This is a genomic window from Pseudoalteromonas sp. L21 (genome assembly GCF_021728035.1).
GTDB lineage: Bacteria > Pseudomonadota > Gammaproteobacteria > Enterobacterales > Alteromonadaceae > Pseudoalteromonas > Pseudoalteromonas arabiensis.
Genome location: NZ_JAKKCV010000002.1, coordinates 545,894 through 564,756, shown reverse-complemented (window position 1 = coordinate 564,756; position 18,863 = coordinate 545,894). Strand labels below are relative to the sequence as shown.

At 38.8% G+C, this 18,863-nt stretch carries 15 protein-coding genes; 9 read left to right on the top strand and 6 right to left on the bottom strand.

The window, feature by feature from the left end; genetic code table 11:
- Positions 1 to 114 precede the first annotated feature (114 nt).
- From L3V41_RS07725 to L3V41_RS07715, 3 genes are read left to right on the top strand one after another with little or no spacing between them, the layout of a single operon-like run.
- Entirely contained in the window at positions 115 to 1,353 is a 1,239-nt protein-coding gene (locus tag L3V41_RS07725) for a paraquat-inducible protein A (RefSeq protein ID WP_237127486.1), read from the top strand.
- Positions 1,350 to 3,005 carry an intermembrane transport protein PqiB gene (gene pqiB / locus L3V41_RS07720; protein WP_237115574.1) on the top strand — a complete coding sequence of 552 codons (1,656 nt, stop codon included), beginning with the start codon at positions 1,350 to 1,352 and terminating at the stop codon, positions 3,003 to 3,005. The genes L3V41_RS07725 and pqiB overlap by 4 nt, the downstream gene beginning before the upstream one ends.
- Positions 3,005 to 3,616: a PqiC family protein gene (locus L3V41_RS07715; protein WP_062567903.1), complete on the top strand. Its 612-nt coding sequence runs from the start codon at positions 3,005 to 3,007 to the stop codon at positions 3,614 to 3,616. Before pqiB ends, L3V41_RS07715 begins: the two co-directional genes overlap by 1 nt.
- On the opposite strand, the gene L3V41_RS07710 is transcribed toward L3V41_RS07715, so the two are convergent.
- Positions 3,599 to 4,090 (bottom strand): GNAT family N-acetyltransferase, encoded by a 492-nt coding sequence (locus tag L3V41_RS07710; RefSeq protein ID WP_237115575.1) that lies wholly within the window; start codon positions 4,088 to 4,090, stop codon positions 3,599 to 3,601. The genes L3V41_RS07715 and L3V41_RS07710 overlap by 18 nt on opposite strands.
- A 9-nt stretch (positions 4,091 to 4,099) precedes the next feature.
- Positions 4,100 to 4,504 carry an NUDIX domain-containing protein gene (locus L3V41_RS07705; protein ID WP_237115576.1) on the bottom strand — a complete coding sequence of 135 codons (405 nt, stop codon included), beginning with the start codon at positions 4,502 to 4,504 and terminating at the stop codon, positions 4,100 to 4,102.
- Between the two features lie 285 nt (positions 4,505 to 4,789).
- On the opposite strand from L3V41_RS07705, the gene L3V41_RS07700 reads away from it, so the two are divergent.
- Positions 4,790 to 6,172, top strand: a complete 1,383-nt coding sequence (locus tag L3V41_RS07700; RefSeq protein ID WP_237127485.1) for a Na+/H+ antiporter NhaC family protein — start codon at positions 4,790 to 4,792, stop codon at positions 6,170 to 6,172.
- Positions 6,173 to 6,223: 51 nt separating this feature from the next.
- Here L3V41_RS07700 and L3V41_RS07695 read toward each other — a convergent pair whose 3' ends face one another.
- Positions 6,224 to 9,100 carry an insulinase family protein gene (locus L3V41_RS07695; RefSeq protein WP_237127484.1) on the bottom strand — a complete coding sequence of 959 codons (2,877 nt, stop codon included), beginning with the start codon at positions 9,098 to 9,100 and terminating at the stop codon, positions 6,224 to 6,226.
- Positions 9,101 to 9,268: 168 nt separating this feature from the next.
- Between L3V41_RS07695 and L3V41_RS07690 the strand changes: the two genes are divergently transcribed.
- Positions 9,269 to 9,682, top strand: coding sequence for an MAPEG family protein (locus tag L3V41_RS07690; RefSeq protein ID WP_237127483.1), 414 nt, complete (start codon positions 9,269 to 9,271; stop codon positions 9,680 to 9,682).
- Positions 9,683 to 9,741: 59 nt separating this feature from the next.
- Here the strand turns inward: L3V41_RS07690 and L3V41_RS07685 are convergent, their stop codons facing one another.
- Positions 9,742 to 10,488, bottom strand: coding sequence for a peptidylprolyl isomerase (locus L3V41_RS07685; RefSeq protein ID WP_237127482.1), 747 nt, complete (start codon positions 10,486 to 10,488; stop codon positions 9,742 to 9,744).
- Between the two features lie 241 nt (positions 10,489 to 10,729).
- Between L3V41_RS07685 and L3V41_RS07680 the strand changes: the two genes are divergently transcribed.
- A complete protein-coding gene (locus L3V41_RS07680) occupies positions 10,730 to 10,927 on the top strand; it encodes a hypothetical protein (protein WP_062567910.1) in 198 nt (65 codons plus the stop codon).
- Between the two features lie 75 nt (positions 10,928 to 11,002).
- Positions 11,003 to 12,610 carry a bifunctional UDP-sugar hydrolase/5'-nucleotidase UshA gene (gene ushA / locus L3V41_RS07675; RefSeq protein ID WP_237127481.1) on the top strand — a complete coding sequence of 536 codons (1,608 nt, stop codon included), beginning with the start codon at positions 11,003 to 11,005 and terminating at the stop codon, positions 12,608 to 12,610.
- Between the two features lie 22 nt (positions 12,611 to 12,632).
- Here ushA and L3V41_RS07670 read toward each other — a convergent pair whose 3' ends face one another.
- The gene (locus L3V41_RS07670) at positions 12,633 to 13,478 is read right to left on the bottom strand and encodes a hypothetical protein (protein ID WP_237127480.1); all 846 of its coding nucleotides are present in this window, start codon (positions 13,476 to 13,478) and stop codon (positions 12,633 to 12,635) included.
- Between the two features lie 88 nt (positions 13,479 to 13,566).
- Positions 13,567 to 14,469: a hypothetical protein gene (locus tag L3V41_RS07665; protein ID WP_062567913.1), complete on the bottom strand. Its 903-nt coding sequence runs from the start codon at positions 14,467 to 14,469 to the stop codon at positions 13,567 to 13,569.
- 217 nt (positions 14,470 to 14,686) lie between these two features.
- Between L3V41_RS07665 and L3V41_RS07660 the strand changes: the two genes are divergently transcribed.
- Positions 14,687 to 15,550 carry a S1/P1 nuclease gene (locus L3V41_RS07660; protein ID WP_062568170.1) on the top strand — a complete coding sequence of 288 codons (864 nt, stop codon included), beginning with the start codon at positions 14,687 to 14,689 and terminating at the stop codon, positions 15,548 to 15,550.
- 32 nt (positions 15,551 to 15,582) lie between these two features.
- Complete coding sequence (locus tag L3V41_RS07655; protein ID WP_237127479.1) at positions 15,583 to 18,789, top strand: TonB-dependent receptor; 3,207 nt, start codon at positions 15,583 to 15,585, stop codon at positions 18,787 to 18,789.
- Positions 18,790 to 18,863: the final 74 nt, after the last annotated feature.

Below are 18,863 nucleotides of genomic sequence, written 5' to 3'. Positions count from 1 at the left end.
GCATATTTTCAACGGCTTAAGATAGATACTAGCCCATAACCAAGAAGCTTGCATTTGTATTTACAGGATAATTGGTGCAGAATTAACTAAGTTCTTGTTTAAGAGTAGCAAAGTTTGCAAACAGCATGTCCAAGTTGTGATCTTGTCATCGAGATACCGTACCTTACTGCTAAACAAATGGCTGTATGCCCTCACTGTAATACTAAACTGTCAGTTTCAAAAGCCAATCAAGACAGTAGTGTTGTAGCGCTTAGCTTAAGTGCTATTTTGATGCTTCTCAGTAGTATGTTTTACCCTTTTTTATCATTTAGCAGCAGCGGTATAACACAAACAATTACTCTTCCTGACGCAGCTCGCATTTTATTTAACTACGACAATGACTTCTTAGGACTCTTTATTGATACAAGTATCATTGGCCTACCTATGTTACTTTTAGCTTTGATCATCCCCTTACACTTAGGTTTACTTAAAGCTTTACCCTATCTATGGGGAAAACGTTTGTTAAAAGTTACCTTTGCTCTTGAACCTTGGATAATGTCAGAGATATTTTTGATAGGTGTTATGGTCAGCATGGTGAAGATTATGTCGATGGCAGATATCGCATTTGGCGTTAGTTTCTGGTCTTACGTTGCTTTTGTTGTCTGCTATGTTGCAGCAACGACACGTATAAACAAACAGCGCTTATGGCAACAATTAAAAGAACCTATTTATATTGAGCAAACACAACCTAATACCAGAGCCATTGATCAAGGCCTTAAAGCCTGTCATGTCTGTGGTCAATTATGTAATACAGAGGTTTGTTCTCGCTGCCAAACTAAAACATTTAGCCGCAACCCTAACAGCATTCAAAAAGCGGCTGCATGGTTAATTACCTCTGTTGCGTGTTATATACCCGCCAATGTCTACCCGATTATGTATACGACTAGTTTAGGAGATGAAACACCGTCAACTTTGATTGGTGGCGTTATGATTTTATGGGCGAGTGGTTCATACCCCATTGCTATAATTATATTTCTAGCCAGCGTTGTTGTGCCTCTGGCAAAAGCGCTAGTGCTCAGTTTTCTATGCTTAATGGTCACCCGCCCTGCTAATAGACAAACGAAGAATTACACACGTGTTTATCAACTAACTGAGTTTATAGGTAAATGGTCAATGATTGATGTCTTTGTGGTGGCAATTTTAGTAGCCTTAGTGCAGCTGGGGAATTTAATGTCAGTCACACCTGGTATAGGGACCGTTTTTTTCACAACTATGGTTATTTGCCAAATGCTTGCAGCCCACGCATTTGATCCTCGATTATTATGGGATAGCCCTGCTAATTTAAAAACAGCTAAACAAGAGAATTTGGTATGAGCGAAGCAGCAAAAATAAAAACCGCGCCTAATATTTCCGCTATTTGGATTATACCACTCGTGGCACTGTTAATAGGCGCTTGGATGCTATATCAGTATCAAGCAAATCAAGGCACAACTATTTATATAAAAATGCCTCACGCTGAAGGAATTGTCGCCGGTAAAACCGAAATTAAAGTTCGTAGTGTAAAAATAGGTCAAGTTGATCATGTAAGGCTATCGGACAAGCAAAATAGTGTCATTGCCCGTGCCCAGATAGATAAACATTATGAAGATTTACTCACCGATGATGCCAAAATATGGGTAGTAAAACCACGAATTGATGACACAGGTATCAGTGGCATGAGCACGCTATTATCGGGCGTATATTTAGAGTTTTCACCTGGTGAAAGCAAAAAATTGGCAGATGATTTTGAGCTTCAAGACGAACCAGCCTTGATTGCTAACAACGTCAAAGGGGGGCGTTTTACCTTATTGAGCTATAACGCCGAAGTACTAGACGTCAGCACAGGAATATACTTTAAAGACTACAAAATAGGCCAAATAGAAACCGCAACTTTCGATTGGAAAAACCAAGCAATGAAGTATGGTATTTTTATTAATGAGCCCTACCAAAACTTAATTACATTGAATTCCATTTTTTGGGTAAATTCAGGTATTGAAATTGACCTCTCTGCGGATGGTATTAATGTCAATACAGGTTCACTAAGTAAGCTGCTAAAAGGTGGCATATCTGTTGGTATACCTGAGCAACAAACACCCGGTGAAGTTGCCACTAATGGTCACAGCTTTTCATTGAGTAACAGTTACAAAGCTGCGCTTGAAGAACGTTTTTATGACTTTGACTACTATTTGATTGAATTTGAGCAGTCGATTAGAGGCTTAAGAGCCGGTGCCCCCGTTGAATACAGAGGAATGCGAATAGGCACTGTGGTTGAAGCACCTGCCAGTGTAATTATTGATGGAAAACCAGCACACTTTAGAACAGATAATACCGCAGTACCTACGCTCATAAAAGTTGAATATGGTCGCTTATACCACGACAGCACAGCCGCACGTGAGTTTTGGCATTCAAGTTTAGATGGCTGGGTAAAAAGTGGTCTTAGAGCCTCTTTAAAACCAGGAAACCTGTTAACAGGTGCGGTTTATGTCGACTTAGATATATACAATAACGCTGAACCAGCAAGTCTATCAAAAGTAGCTGAGTATACGGTATTTCCAAGTATATCCAGTGGTATTACTGTTATTGCTGATCAGGTTTCGGATGTTTTAAATAAAGTAAATAATTTAAAAATTGAAGATAGCTTAGCGCAAATGCAAACCACCTTTTCAGAGTATCAAGCGCTTGCCCATGACATGAGAGATTTACTTAATAAGCAAGATACGCAAGACCTGCCAGGCGACATAAATCGCAACTTTGCTGAAATGACCCAAAGTATGCAGCAGTTTGATAAGACCATGAAACAGTTTGAAAAGACTATGGCAAGTTACCAACAGGGTTCAGCGTTTCACCAACAATTGCAGACCACTCTTTCTGAGTTTAAACGCTTAAGTGAAGAACTACAGCCCCTAACGCGTGGCCTAAATCAGCAACCAAATATGTTGATTTTCGATAAGGACCTTCCTGCTGATCCGACACCAAGGAAACAATAATGAACTATAAACTAATTACTTTTATAAGCTCGCTATTCGTATTATCTGCATGTAGTCAAACTTCATTCTCTACCATACAGTATTACCAATTCTCGCAACCTATAACTGCGATGAAACGTCTGAGTGACGATACCCAAGCTCAACTTAGAGTTAACACGGTACAGCTACGTGGTTCATTAAATAATCGTGGTATTGCAATGGTACTCGATAATAACCGCATAAATGCTGCGAATTATCATCTATGGAGTGAGTCACCAGACTTAATGCTAACAGCAAGTGCCCACCAAGCACTCTATACGAAGTTAAAAGATTGGATGGTCATTAAAGGATTGCCCGTCATTACGGATATTGATCAGCAAACTTATTATGAATTAGAGTACGAGTTACATCATTTTAATGGTGATCAAAATGGTAATGCGAATATCGCAGGGTTATGGCGCTTATATTACACAACGCCAGAATCAGGTAGACAGCTTAAAGCAATAAACTATTTTAACAAGTTAACCCCTCTTGAAGAAGATGATTATCAAGGTCTAGTTATAACTTTAGAATCAACATGGCTTGAAGTTAATCAAGAAGTCGGCGCTGAGTTATCAAAACTTAGTCTTTAAAAGAACCTTTAGAGGTTGGTGATCTTCATTAATAATGAGATCGCCAACTTCTTCAAATGCCAATTTTTTCAGCACTTTTTGCGAAGCTGTATTTTGTATTGATGTTATCGCAGCTAACAAGTCAAAATCATTCACATACTCTTTTGATAACATTAAATCTGCCGCTTTTGTAGTGATGCCCTGTCCTTCATACTCAGCTAAGAGAGCAAAACCTAAATCAGGAATAGCCAGTGCATCTCGTTGAAATAGCCCAATCATTCCAACGGGCGTTTCGTCAGCTAGGCAGACAATATAACAGCCCAAGCCATTTTGCTGATGACTATTGATAAATGTTTGTTGTATGTAATGCTGAGCTTGTGCATGGGTTTTGATATCTTTATCACCAATATACTTCAGAAACGATGCCTGATTTAACAGTTTCAAAATAAAAGCATCGTCACTGGGGTAACCTGCACGTAAGAAAATATCGGTCACAACAAACTCCTAATATACTCTACTAACAACATCTGAAGTAAAATTAAGACAATCAAGCACACGTTCCTTTTGAACGTGAGAAAGCTCATCAAGGTTAAAATACCGATAGTCAGTATGCTCGTCGCTTAGGGTTATTTCTGCATGTTCAGGCAAAAAAACTCTAAATATAAATGCATGGGAATTAAACGCTGTGTGGTAATAAACACCACTTAAGTAGGCAATCTGTACATCACAATTTAGTTCTTCATGGCATTCGCGTATGAGTGCGTGATGAATGGTTTCGCCCTTATCTAAAGCGCCTCCAGGTAACCCCCAACTTTTTTCTCCATAATTAGCTTTCAGTAATAACACCTGACCATCTGAGTTAGTGATTACCGCATGACTACTTAATCTGTATGTATCTGAAAAAGCCATATAAACCTCGTTAAACTAATCGCTAGCCTAACATAAATACCGCAATTAAATTAATTAGAATAAGAGAAAAATTCTTATTGACTAAATTAAAATTCAGGATTATTTTTCGTACGATGTTTTGGGCAAAACAAAAGCAGTATATCCTCTATACTGTCTGGCGCCAGCCAACGCAGGCACTTTCCCTATGGGTCCATAAAAGTGTGTTCGCGTAAAGCAGTTACTTGAGTTGAAAGACTTTTGATTTCTGTAAGCAATCTCGCATTGCTTAACTGTGTGAAAAATGTAATGCAAGAACCTTCTGCGTTAAGTTTACTACCTCCTATATTGGTGGTGGTTTTGGCCGTATTTTTACGCCGCCCTATATTATCTTTACTTATTGGTGCTTTGTTTGGGTTAGCCATGCTAGGCCCTACCACTGTATTGTCTAATTTTGCAGATATCTCATTAAAAGTAATGCAAGACGAAACCATTGCTTGGCTTATCTTAGTATGCGGTGGTTTCGGTGCTCTCATTGCTTTATTAGTGAGGACTGGTGGCGCAAGTGCATTTGCTGAATTTGCATTAAAATTTGCAAAGGGACAACGTTCATCACTCGTTATGACATTTGTGTTAGGCGTTATTATTTTTATAGACGATTACCTTAATGCGTTAACGGTGGGTGAAACCATGAAACGTATCACCGATAAATTTAAAATCAGCCGTGAAATGCTCGCCTATGTGGTCGACTCAACAGCCGCGCCTATCTGTGTACTAGTACCACTATCAACATGGGCGGTATTTTTTGGCGGTTTGTTGGTTGATAATAATGTTGCCTCTGAAGGGCAAGGTATTGCTGTTTATATTCAGGCTATTCCATATATGCTTTACGCTTGGTTTGCAGTAATAGTGGTGTTACTTGTGAGCTTAAGCATTATTCCTGCCTTTGGCCCGATGAAAAAAGCACAACTTCGTGCCATGAATAGTCAAATCGAGGTAGCCAATAGTCAGTATAGTGATGTGCAAACTGCTGATGAATATGCAGTAAAAGCGGCTGAAGAAAACTTCGAGACAGCGGCAAGTAATGGCAAACTCTATAACTTTTTAGTTCCCATTATCTTGTTGGTAGCATTCACAGTCTATTTTGAGATTGATGTATTTAAAGGCTTGCTCGCAACCTTTGCCAGTGTACTACCCTTTTATATGCTGCAAAAGCTAATGACGTTGTCAGAGCTGGTGGAACGTATGCTGGATGGATTTAAAAGTATGATCCCCGCAATTGGTACTGTTGTCGCTGCATTTATTTTCAAAGATGTGTGTGACCAGTTAATGCTGCCACAATATGTTATTAATACATTAAGCCCTTATATGACGGCACAATATTTACCTGCCGTGGTATTTTTAGCCATGGCTGTGCTTGCCTTTGCAACGGGTTCAAGCTGGGGGATTTTCGCGGTTACTATCCCTATAGTTATGCCTCTTGCCTACGCAATTGATGCGAATATTCCTTTGGTGATTGGCGCATTACTCTCGGCTTCTTCATTTGGCAGCCAAGCGTGCTTTTATTCTGATTCAACGGTACTGGCAGCACAAGGGTCTGGTTGCGATTTAGTGAGCCATGCTATTACTCAACTGCCTTATACCATATTGGCAGCAACAGCTGCATTGGTTGGTTTTTTGCTTATAGCATAAAAACAAAAGCCCAAGCATTTGCTTGGGCTTTGATTTATTAAAATATACATCCTATTTTTGGAATTGGATTCCTTTGTAATAGGTCTCTAAGTTATCAACTTTAATCTGATTTTCCAGATCAGCGAATGGCTTGTCCGCAAATTTACTACCTCGCAGCTGAATATTCAATCGCGGTGCTTGGTCATTTAACATCGTTTTCTTATAATAATCTTTAAGATCGGCTAAGGTTACTTTTTCAACCTCAGCAATCAGTTTTTCTTTAGAATCGAAGTTAAAGTTTTCACGATACCAATCCGAGATTAAAGGAGCCATTTCATCGCCAAGATTTTTAGGCTGCTCTTTTAAAGACACAAGCGTGGCGTTCTTAAGCTGCATAAAGGTGTCTTCAGTCATATTATCAAGCTCAACTGCGTATTGCTTTTTAAATTCATCAAAACGCGTTTGCATTTCTTTTGGACCTTTAACTGGCGTTTGGATATAAAGCCCCAGCGCTGAATAATCTTCAATTGGGCGGGCTAAAGCGCCGACCGCATAGGCAAGTTGTTCTTCAGTACGTAGCTTATCAAAAGCGACTGTTCTGAAGTGGTTTTGTAACACTTGAGCTTGTGCTTGCTGCTTATAACCTGGAGTCGGGTGAACAACCATATCGATAACTGCAACGTCAGCGACAATAATATCTTTTTGTAACACAATGCGCTCACCTAGCTTCGGCAACCACGCTTTGCTGCGAGCAAAGTCAGATTTTTTATGAGTCTGAGGTAAGATAGCAATCAATTTATTAGCAATCGAGTTCACATCGTCTTGATTATAGTTACCGAAGGAAAATACACGGAGATCATTAGCGGCCAGTGTCGATTGTTTAATCGCAGCAAAATCAGCGAGTGTTAATGCATTAGCTGCTGCAATTAAGGTTTCCGTATCAAATTTACCGCTTCGTGTTAATTTCGAGTATTCTCCAAACGCTTGATAGAAAGGGAACTGTTGCTGTTGGTTCAATAAATCACGCTTATAGCGGTCTATTGCTTGTTCAAAGCCTTCTTTAGATACGTCTAACTGTAAGTTTTCAAGTGCTTGTGCCAATAAAACATCTTGTTTATCAGTAAAGCCACTTAAAGATAGAACCAGACCATTACTAGGCTGTAGCCCTAAACTCATACCTGCAACAGCCGCTTCTGTGCTTAATTTACTCTGCTGCAAGTTATAGATATCTGCCCAAACTGAGTAAAGTACCTGTGCCTTTGCATCAACCAATGCGTCAGGAGTATTGATATAAACCTCAACAAGACCTTTTGGTTGCTCTGCAAATTGTTGACTTGCTTGACGCCATACCTTAACTCCCTGCTCATCAAACACCAGTTCAGGGTGGGCTTGTTGTTTAAATTCAGCTGTTTTAATTGCAAAGCTTTCAGGTAGTAAGCGGTTTACAGTTGGTAGAGCTAATTCAAACTGACTAGGCTTGTTCCAACTTGCAATTTCTTCTTCACTAATATCTTCTATGCGGTATTTGCCATCATAAAAATGAAGCTGTGAATCAGTATCTTCTTGCTTTGATATATACCAAATACGAAGAGTATCTTCATTTAATTGCGATAACACATTTTGCACAGCATCAGCATCAAATTTTGCAAAATAATAAGGTGCATTGATTGCATTATTCACAGGAAATTTCTGCATACTATCGGTCAAGTTGCTGACATAACTAAACTCATCGCCTTTTTCTAAAAATTGAAACTCATTATTCAAAGAAGTTCGAATTTCATTGAAGTATTTACTATCAACCCCCTGCTCTTTGATTAATGCAATGTACTGCATGATAGTCGCAACTATTTCTTTACGGTTTTGCATGCCAGAATCAGTCAACTCAATATTAACTTTAAGGCTGCCATAGTTGCCATATTGAGTCGGCGCATCGCTTGCAGATAAATGCGAAACCCAGCCTTTATCTCTGAGGATTTGTGCAGGGCTGCCTTGCATTTCATTACTAAGTAAATAAGACACAAAGCGATTTGGTTTAACAGCGAACTCAGCGCTGTTGTCTTTAATAGTAAACTCCAACTCTAATTGTTTAACATCTTCATTTGGGGAGTAATAAACACGTTTACCGCCAGCCTTACTAAAGTCGAGCTTATCAGTCACAGTTGGCTTTTCTATCTGCTTATTTTCAATGTCTGCAAAATACTGCTCCGCTTTTGCTTCCATTTCAGCTAGCGGCCGATTTGAAATCATCGCTACTTTCATGATGTTAGACGAGTAATACTTGTTATAAAAAGCCACTGTTTCTTTATGAAGATTACTGCCCTCTTTATCGCCTAATGTTTCTAGATTACCTATTAAGAATCGGTTTGCAGGATGATCCCCCATCATTTGGCGAGCAAGCTTAAACTGACCGAAAAAATCCATTTCACGACGCATTGACCATTCTGCATTTACGGCATTTTTTTCTTTGTCAGTATATTCAGGATACAGCTTGGGCGATTTGAAAAAATCAGCGAAGCGATCAAGTGCTTCATCGTATGCGTCGTTGTTCACTTTAAACATGTAATTAGTGATATCTAACCAAGTGTAGGCGTTATGAGCTCCACCGTTTTTAGTCATAAAATCACTATACCCCTTAGTATCAGGATATCTTTCTGTACCTAGAAAAAGCATATGCTCCAAATAGTGAGCCATTCCCTGCTGACTCATAGGGTCGTGCAACAAACCAACCCCAACACTCAATGCAGCAGCTGATTTTTCGGCACTTGGATCCGAGATTAAAATCACATCAATTTCATTGGCTAACTTGAGGGTTTTATATTCGCGGGTGTCATTAGGACTAACAATAAGCGATTCTGGAATTAGGTTTGTGTTGGTAGTTTGATTTGGTGTTGAACTACATCCAGCTAAAACGGCAAATGCAATAGCACTCAGGCCCATTATTTTTTTCATTATTTAGTATCCATTAGAAATTGACTCTATTTTTATTTATCATGTGCTTATACAGGTCGCAATTCAATGCTTATTAGGGTATAGACTCTAAAAACTTTGTAACACATTGTGAAAAATAAGTACTTACGGCTCGAATTTCAACAAAATAACTATAACAAAGGATGAACTATGGAAAAGTGGCTAATTGCAGCAATGTTCACTCAGGTATTACTCACATTCTCTATCATGGTGATTATGGGACGGCGCCGTTTCACTGCGGTAAGAAATAAAGTCATAAAAATGCAAGACTTTTTAACAATGGAATTAGATAAGGCAGGTTCAGAGGTTAGAGTCGCAGATCGAAACTTTATAAACCAGTTTGAAATGCCGATTCTGTTTTTCATTGCCTGTTTAACTGCTTTACAAGTTCACGCAGCTGGGTTTGTATTTGTAATTCTTGCATGGCTTTATGTCGGGCTAAGATTACTGCACAGTGTAATTCACCTAACAACAAACACACTAAAACTACGTTATTATAGCTTTGTTGTCAGTAGCTTTGTCATGCTTATCATGTGGTTAATAATTCTAATAAGAATTTTTTAAGGCGCAAATTGCGCCTTACATTACCTTCTAAAGTATAAGTCTTCCAGGGTATGAAGCTTCTACTGTATAAATTTTCTACGGTATAAAACGCTGGCTGCCAAAATCGACATCAGCCAGGCCATTGAGCCACTGCTTGAACCAGAATCGCCGCCCTTGTTATCATCACTGTCTATTAATGTATTTTCAACTGGTGACAAACCTGCTGATGAATCAGGGTTTTCATCAATGACAACAACACTGTTAATAGTCACTAAATTTTCACCATTAAAGCCTGCGGTTGTTTCTGGGCATTGATCTTTGCTTAAACCGACAACGGGAATTTCTCCGCAGTGCACAAGATCAGTGATTTTAGTCAGTACATCAAAGCTTTCTTGTGTAATCTCGCCAAATACTGTGAAACCACCATTTTGCACATCTAAATTAGCACTATTATCTTTTAGGTTGAAGAACCATTGGCTGGTGGCACTGTTTGCGTTACCACTTTGTTTAGCCATAGCAATGGTTCCTTTTACGTTAGATAGGACTGGCTCATTTGAAATCGCAGCTTTCTTATCAATTGCTGTAAAATCTGTTTCGAATGAAAAGCCACCGCCTTGTACTACAAAATTATCTACTGAACGGTGAATAATACTTCCATCATACGAGCCATCTGACACATATTCTAAAAAGTTCGCAACCGTTATAGGTGCGTGTTGATCATAGAGGTTTACAGTAACTGTACCTTGATTCGTTTGCATTTCTACAATGGTTGCATTAGCTTGAAAACCAATTACGAGTAACGCAGACGCGAACAAATTTTTTTTCATTGTCTCTTCCTGATAGTTTTTATTTTGAGATGAAGAGGTTAAATAAAAACTAGCGGTTATTAAATAGAGGAAAGAATTGTTACACAAAACACATCAAGTTAATTACAAGTTAATTACACTTGTTTACATTGCATATTCATTAAAGTTATAAAAATCAAATAAATTAAAGCCAAATCGTCTTATCAAATTAGCTGAGTTTGTTAGTATTTACACGACAACAATGAACACATAGGAATAAACCATGGCGAATAAAGAAAGCGCTATTTGCGATTTTGGCCTACACCAAGGTGAGCCTTACAGTCAATTACCGGCCAGTTTTTTAAACTGGATGGTAGGTAATAATCATCAAAAATCACACTATGCAGAGCAAGAGCTTCAACGACGTCAATTAGCTGCCACAGGTGAGTTAAATTTTGAAAATGGCAATAAAAATTATTAAAAGTCATTTAATTTAAACCTAAGTCGTTTAAACTAAGCGCATAATTAACCTACTGCTTTAATATGGCAAACAATTATGCGTTTTATTATTTTATCGTCGCTGCTGTTTTCATTAACCGCTTGCAGCACTTTTCAAGAAAAAGATACCAATCCTCAGTATTTTACTCTTTTACATACTAATGATAATCATGGTCGTTTTTGGCATAACGAACACGGTGAGTATGGTATGGCAGCCCGTAAAACACTGATAGATCAATTAAGAGCAGATGCAAAAGCTCAAGGACATGCTGTTTTATTACTTTCGGGTGGTGATATCAATACAGGCATCCCGGAGTCTGATCTGCAACATGCAGAACCTGATTTCAAAGGTATGTCACTCATCGGCTACGATGCAATGGCAATTGGTAATCATGAGTTCGATAATCCACTCGCCGTCCTTGATCAGCAACAAAAGTGGTCAAACTTCCCATTTTTATCGGCCAATATTATCGATAAAAAAACTGGCGAAGCACGTTATCAAGGCTATAAAGTGTTTGACAAGAATGGGCTTAAAATTGCTGTAATAGGTTTAACGACAACTGACACGGCTAAAATAGGCAATCCGCAATATATTGGCGGTCTTGATTTTAAAGATCCAACCCAAGTTGCTGCAAACCTAGCACCTAAGTTAAAAGCTCAATATCAACCTGATATTACTATCGCCGTCACTCACATGGGCCATTATGTAGATGCTAATTTCGGTATCAACGCGCCTGGTGATGTAACGATGGCACGTAACCTTCCTGAAGGGACGCTTGATATTATTGTTGGTGGGCATTCGCAAGAACCCGTTTGTATGTCAAGTGCAAATGTTCTCGATAAGGACTTTGCGCCTGGTAAAGAGTGTAAACCAGATCAACAAAATGGTACTTGGATTATGCAGGCTCATGAGTGGGGTAAGTATGTCGGTAAAGCCGAATTTAAATTAGAAAATGAGCAATTAACTTTACTAAGTTATGAATTAATCCCTGTGAACTTGTATACCACAAATAAACAGGGCAAAAAGCAGCTTGCCGGTGACTATATTGAACCTGATAAGACAGTCCAAGATGTACTTTCGGTTTATCAGAAAAAAGGCGCAGCTCAGATTGCGGGCAAGATTGGCTCAGTCGATGCTAAACTTGAAGGCGACCGCAGCAAAGCACGCTACGAGCAGGTTAATCTTGCTCGTGTAATTATCGCCGCGCAAATGCAATCTGTTGGGGCTGATTTTGGCTTGATCAGTGGCGGTGGTATTCGGGATAGCATTCAAGCAGGTGATGTTAGTTATAAAGATATTTTGAAAGTTCACCCTTTCAAAAACCGCATTACTTACATTGATATAACAGGAAGAGAACTGTTCGATTATCTGTCAGTTGTAACCTCATTCCCACCGGACTCAGGCGCTTATTTACAGTACCATAAACTTAGTTTTAGTAGGCAAGATGGGCAGCTCAACGATGTGAAAATTAATGGTAAGGCACTCGATATGGACAAAACTTATCGTATGAGTATCAATAGCTACAACGCATCAGGGGGCGACGGGTACCCGACATTGACGAATAAGTCTGGATTCGTAAGTACAGATGACACGGATGCCCAAGCATTGAAGCGCTTCTTCGAAGAAAATAGTCCATTAACAGCGGCTGATTACGCACCTGAATAAGTACAACATGGGAAGTAGTATGCTACTTCCCTATTACTTCGATATCATCACAGGAAATTGCTTTTAAACCATAGTGATGTAATCGGGAGCGAGAACCTTCACCATGAGCTTTGGGAGGGTAATATATTTCCTTAAGCTCAGGGTCATCTTGCCAAACGTCATCCAGTGCAGCCCTAATTTCACTTAACGTTTTCTCAAGGCTATTAGTAAAGTTCGGACGTTTTCTAATTGTATGACCAAGCTCAACTAAACGATAAAAATATTTATTAGCAAGATTTAATAACTCATCTGGTACATCTTTATTTTGATTAAGCACAACATCAGGATATTGGATACAAAACTCAACCAAGGCTAAATAAAAACATAATGGCTTATTTGCTAGCGCAACTGACTTTGCTTCAAGTGCAGTTGATGAAAATGTTTTCGTGTTTAAATCGACAACGAGCTTAGGTGTCTCAGCAAGTATTTGTTCATCATCTGCTGTCGCTTCTACTGCACTATAAAATGACCGTCTGCTCTGACTAACTAAATAGGTAAATAGCGACGCGATTAGAAGCACAAAAATTAAAACGACAATATCAGACTTTACTAATAGATTTTTGTTTAAAATAAAAGTAACCGACAAACTTCTTTTCGGGGTTTGTAATTGAGTTGATATACGTTCCCCTTGCACTTTTGAATTTGTAATACCTTCGATAGAATAAACCACAATGCCAGATTGGTTAATATGTGCATTCAACTGAGTAATGTAATTGGAAACCATTTCTTTACTGCCTGAGTGCTTTAAAAAATCATCAGGTAAGTTTAAGTAGTTCAAATCGAGTGCGATTCTGCTTTGTACCTTTGCAACAGACAATTGATTATTCATCTGCGTTTTGTAAAATTTTGCAATATAGAAACTTGCAACTAACAACACTGTTGTTAACAAAAACACGATTACATAAAAAAGTTTATCTTTACTTAGAAGCATCGACGACCTCGACTGAGTGCTTATTTGAATCGCTTTTACAATCCCAAAATGATTCTACATGATTAAAGTAATGGGAGCTTTGATTGCGCGCTAAGTCCGTGAGGCGAGCTTGAACAGCACACAAAAGGTCGGTGTTCTCATCTTGCATTTTTAAATACCAACGGCTACCACTAACATTATCTCTTATTGGCGTGATGTAATTAACCGAAAAACTAGCTTGGTCACTGTCTTGCCAATAGGATGAAATTAAGTCAACTTGACCACTGGCGAGTAATTCTCTTAGCTCAGTATGAGAGCTGGCATAAGTGATATTTAAATTTTCTAAATTTATGTCTAATGTTTTAAAAAGTTGTTTCGGTAATATGTGACCCGAACGGCTTGTGGGGTAATCCAATAAGCCAATACGCTTATCTAAAAAGTACGACTTTTCAATTCGGGGCTTTTCTTTACTCGAAATGAGGTATGCAGTGTAATCAGGGAATCCTACAACGGCTTGATAATTATAAGTAGATTGCGCCATGAAGGCGTCAATTAAATTCTCTTTTGCAAGAATTAAATCAGCGATCCCTTTGCCTAAAAACTCGATGGAATCTGATGTTTTATAACCCCAGTAAGACGTAACCCTACCGTATTGTTTACGAATGGTTAAATCATCACACAAGGATATTGCCACATCCTCAGCGAGTGTTTTTGCGGATACATAAACGACAAGTTCGTTTAAATTGCTGTCTGACTTTGTATTGCAGGTATACGAAGTTTCAATAAACGATTTTAAGTCAGGTGCCACTGGTTTTCCCTGCATAAAACCAATGCAGAAAAACAAAATAATAGACAGAAACAAAAATGTAACAATCGATGATTTTTTTATTAATATAGTTCTTAAACTCAATTTTACTAACCACTTGCTCGCGCTAGTCTCTATTTGAACAATTATTCTTACTCATTACAACAAGTAATTTTACTTAAACATTCTAACCAGCTGATTTTATTACTTTATGAACAAGAAATTATGAATCTTATTGAGTCCTTTCTATTTATCTCAAAATTCAGGAGAATTGGCGCCAGAAAATTTGATTAAGCAAACATTCACTTTGGACGCTCAACCAATGTTACTAAAAACAATGAAGATGTTGCTGTTAACTACACCAGTAATTTCAGTTTTATCCGCAGCCCCTGCACATGCTTGGGGTCAAAATGGCCATCGAATTGTTGGTGAATTAGCAGCAATGCATATTACCGACACCACTCGAGACGCCTTAGTTCCATTACTTGATGGTGAATCACTCCCTCAAATAGCCACATGGGCTGATGAAATGCGCTCTGCACCAGAAAAATTCTGGCAAAAAAAGTCATCACGCTGGCACTATATAAACTTTGCTGAAGATGATGCAAAACCTGCCTATGACGCTCATGCTCACCATAATAAAGAAACAGTCGCAGATATCCTTGAAGGTATCGAATATTCAATTTCAGTATTAAAAAACGAAAAAGCATCATTAGCTGAAAAACAATTTGCATTACGCTTTTTAGTACACCTTGTTGGTGATAGCCACCAACCTTTCCATGCTGGTCGCAGCGAAGACCGTGGTGGCAATCGCATTTCTGTCACATTCTTCGGGCAAGATACAAACCTACACAGCCTTTGGGATACTAAATTAATAGAAAACGAAAACTTATCTTACACAGAGTTTGCCAAGTTCGTTGACACATCTAACCAAGCATTAATCTCAGATTACCTTGCGAGCTCTCCGAGTGATTGGTTGATTGAGTCAAACAACATTGCTAATTCACTCTATAAAGAAAATGAAACAAATGTAAGTTACAGTTATATCTATAAAAATTTACCAATTGTAAAAACTCGCCTACAACAAGGCGGGATTAGATTAGCCGGTTTATTAAACTCATTATTTGATAAATCAGCAAAACCGTTAGTAAAGGCACTTAAGATGCCTGCTAGCAGTGAACTATAAACCAACAAACCTCTAACACGGGAAATAACATAATGAATAAGTTACGCCTTTCGAAATTAACCGGAGCAGTTATATTAGCTCTTGGTGTTTCAACAAGTGCTATGGCTGCAGATACCTCATCTTCAATGAGAGGTAAAATTACAACGCCTTCTGGTGAAGCAGCTGCAAATGTTAAAATAAAGGTTATTCACCAACCAACTGGCACAGTCAGTGAGTTAACTACAAATGAAAGCGGTACTTTCATCGCTAATGGTCTACGTGTTGGTGGCCCATACACTGTACTTATCGACTCAGATACACACAGTGACAGCATGGTAGAGAATATCTACTTAGAGCTTGGTGATACTTACCGTTTACAAGAACAATTAAACTCATTAGCAATGGAAAAAATTGAAGTTTCTGGCTATAAAATTGTTCAGCAATCTGGCGGTTCAAGCAGTGTTTTCGGTGAAGACACAATCAATAATATGCCAAGCTTTAACAAAGACATTAAAGATGTGGCACGCTTAAACCCACTTGCAAATATCAATGGTAGTGGTGAGCTTACGTTTGCCGGTAATAACCCACGTACAAACAGCCTAACCGTTGATGGTATCGGCCAAAACGATGACTTCGGTTTAAACTATGGCGGCTACCCTACTGCTCAACCACCTGTTGCACTTGATGCAATTGAGCAAATTTCAGTTGATGTATCACCTTTCTCAGCATCAAAAGGTAACTTTGGTGGTGGTACAATTAATGCCGTAACAAAATCTGGTACAAATGAATTTAAATTCTCAGGTTTCTACGAAACATCAACGCCAGATATGGCAGGTGATGTAGATAGTATTTCTGAAGTTTATGCTGATGGTCGCCCTGTTTTAGACGAAGATGGCCATAAAACATTTGAAATAAACAAAGTAGAACCAATTCAAACAGAAGAACGTTTTGGTTTTAACGTGGGCGGTCCATTAATCAAAGACACACTTTTCTATTTTGTTAACTACAACAGCTGGAAGAGCGAACTTGATTTAGATTATGGTTTTGAGGGTTCTGGTGCAACGAACGAATACGATGTAACAGAAGAGCAATTAAATAACTTCTTATCTGTATTAGACAATGTATATGGTTTCCAAGACTCTTTAGGTGGCGATCCTGAAGATACGAATGAATCACTACTTGTTAAACTAAGCTGGAACATCAGCGATGCACACCGTCTAGATTTCACATATCAGTGGCAAGACGATCAAGAAGAGCGTAACTTCGGCACTGGCGGTGACACGGTGTTACTTGCTTCAAGCCGTTATACTTATGCAACTAAATTCAACAATTTCTCAACAAAACTTTACTCAGATTGGAGCGATGTTTTCTCATCAGAGATTGGTATCGCGTATAAAGATGTCAGTTCAAACAGCTTAACAAACTCGAATATTGGTAGCGTAAAAGTTGAAGAATACTACCGTGGTCCAGCGTATGAGTTTGGTACAGACCAATACCGCCACGCGAATGAGTCTTCAACTGAAAACCTAACATTAACATTTGATGGTACTTACCTTCTGGATGAGCATGAGCTTAACTTTGGTATTCAGTATGAATCACTCAATCTGTATAACCTATTTGCTGCAAATTCATTAGGTTCATGGGAGTTTGATAGCCTAGCTGGTTTTGCAAACCGCGAAGTAGGTAACTTTAATGGTACTTATGACTTCTCTTACGCAAACGCCTATACAAACAACGCTGCAGACACAGCATACGATGCAACGCGTAGCCAATTAGCAATCTACCTAGAAGATACTTTTTATATTGGTGACGATTTAGAAGTAAATGCAGGTATTCGTTATGAGCGTTTAGCATCTGACGACAAACCAACTCTAAATGAAAACTTCCTAGAGACTTATGGTTTTTCAAACCAAGAGAATCTTGATGGCGTCGATATCATCCTACCACGTGTTGGGTTTAAATATTACGCAACAGAAAACCTAACAATCAGCGGTGGTGTAGGTCGTTTCCAAGGTGGTATCCCTAACGTTTGGTATAACAACTCGTACCAAAAAGACGGTATTACACTTGTTGATGCACCACAATCAGTAATTAATGATTACTACGCAAATAACCCTGCAGATATCACATCTGTGCCAGGCGCAATTCAAGATTCACTGGTAAAAGGTGCGGGTAGCACAAACTACATTGACCCTGATTTTAAATTACCTTCAAGCATCCGTAGCCAAATTGGTTTCGAGTATGACTTTGACTCTGAATTACTTGGTAATGGTTTCAAGTGGCAAGCTGAAATCGCTTACCACAAGAAAGAAAACGAAGCAATTTGGCACAACACGGCTATCGTACCTGTGGGCGTTGCGGCTGATGGCGAACGTTTAATCCATGAAAGCATCTACTCAGGTGACCTTGCTGATAACTTCGATATCATGCTAACAAATTCATCTGATGATGGCCGTTCAGTTATCTTCTCAACAGCACTTGCAAAAGAATGGGATAACGGTTTATACATCTCAGCAAGTTATGCACACCAAGATATCACTGAAGCATCTTCAGGTTCATCTTCACAAGCGCAAAGTAACTACCAGCACAGTGTTACTAAAAACCGTAACCAAGACTTAGCACAGCGTGGAGCCTATGAAGTAGAACATAGCTTCAAAGTGAATATCAGCTACCACACTGAATTCTTTAAAGGCTATAACACTAAGTTTGACCTTTACTTTGAGCGTCGTTCAGGTCGCCCTTACAGCCACACAATGGCTTCGTACCAAGATGGTGCGCTAGGTGATTCGCGTGACTTCTACTCAAGCTCTGCATACTTAGCTTATATTCCAACTGGTGCAGATGATCCAAATGTAAACTGGGGTGAATCGCAACTTACTTGGGGTGAGCTTGAAGCACTACTTGATAGAGCGGGCATTTCTGAGCGCGGTGAAATCTTAGACCGTAATACGGGTACTATGCCTTGGGTTACAACCATGGATATCAGCGTTAAGCAAGAAATCCCAGGTTTCGCTAAAGGTCATAGCGGTGAAGTGTATTTCATGATTGATAACTTTGCTAACTTGCTTAATAGCGACTGGGGTATTGAAAAGCGCCTTAGCTATCAAGACCAATCAGTTTATGACTTTGGTGGTTTAGATGACCAAGGCCGTTATATAATTGATGAAGCATACAATGGTGCCGATGTAAGAAATTACACACTAATCGACCAAAGTGCTTCTGCATGGCAAGCTAAAATTGGTATTAGTTACAAGTTCTAATCTATACTGTTTAAAGCCCGTTTAATTACGGGCTTTTTTATATCTGTAATAAAAATGACACACATTGATTTTAA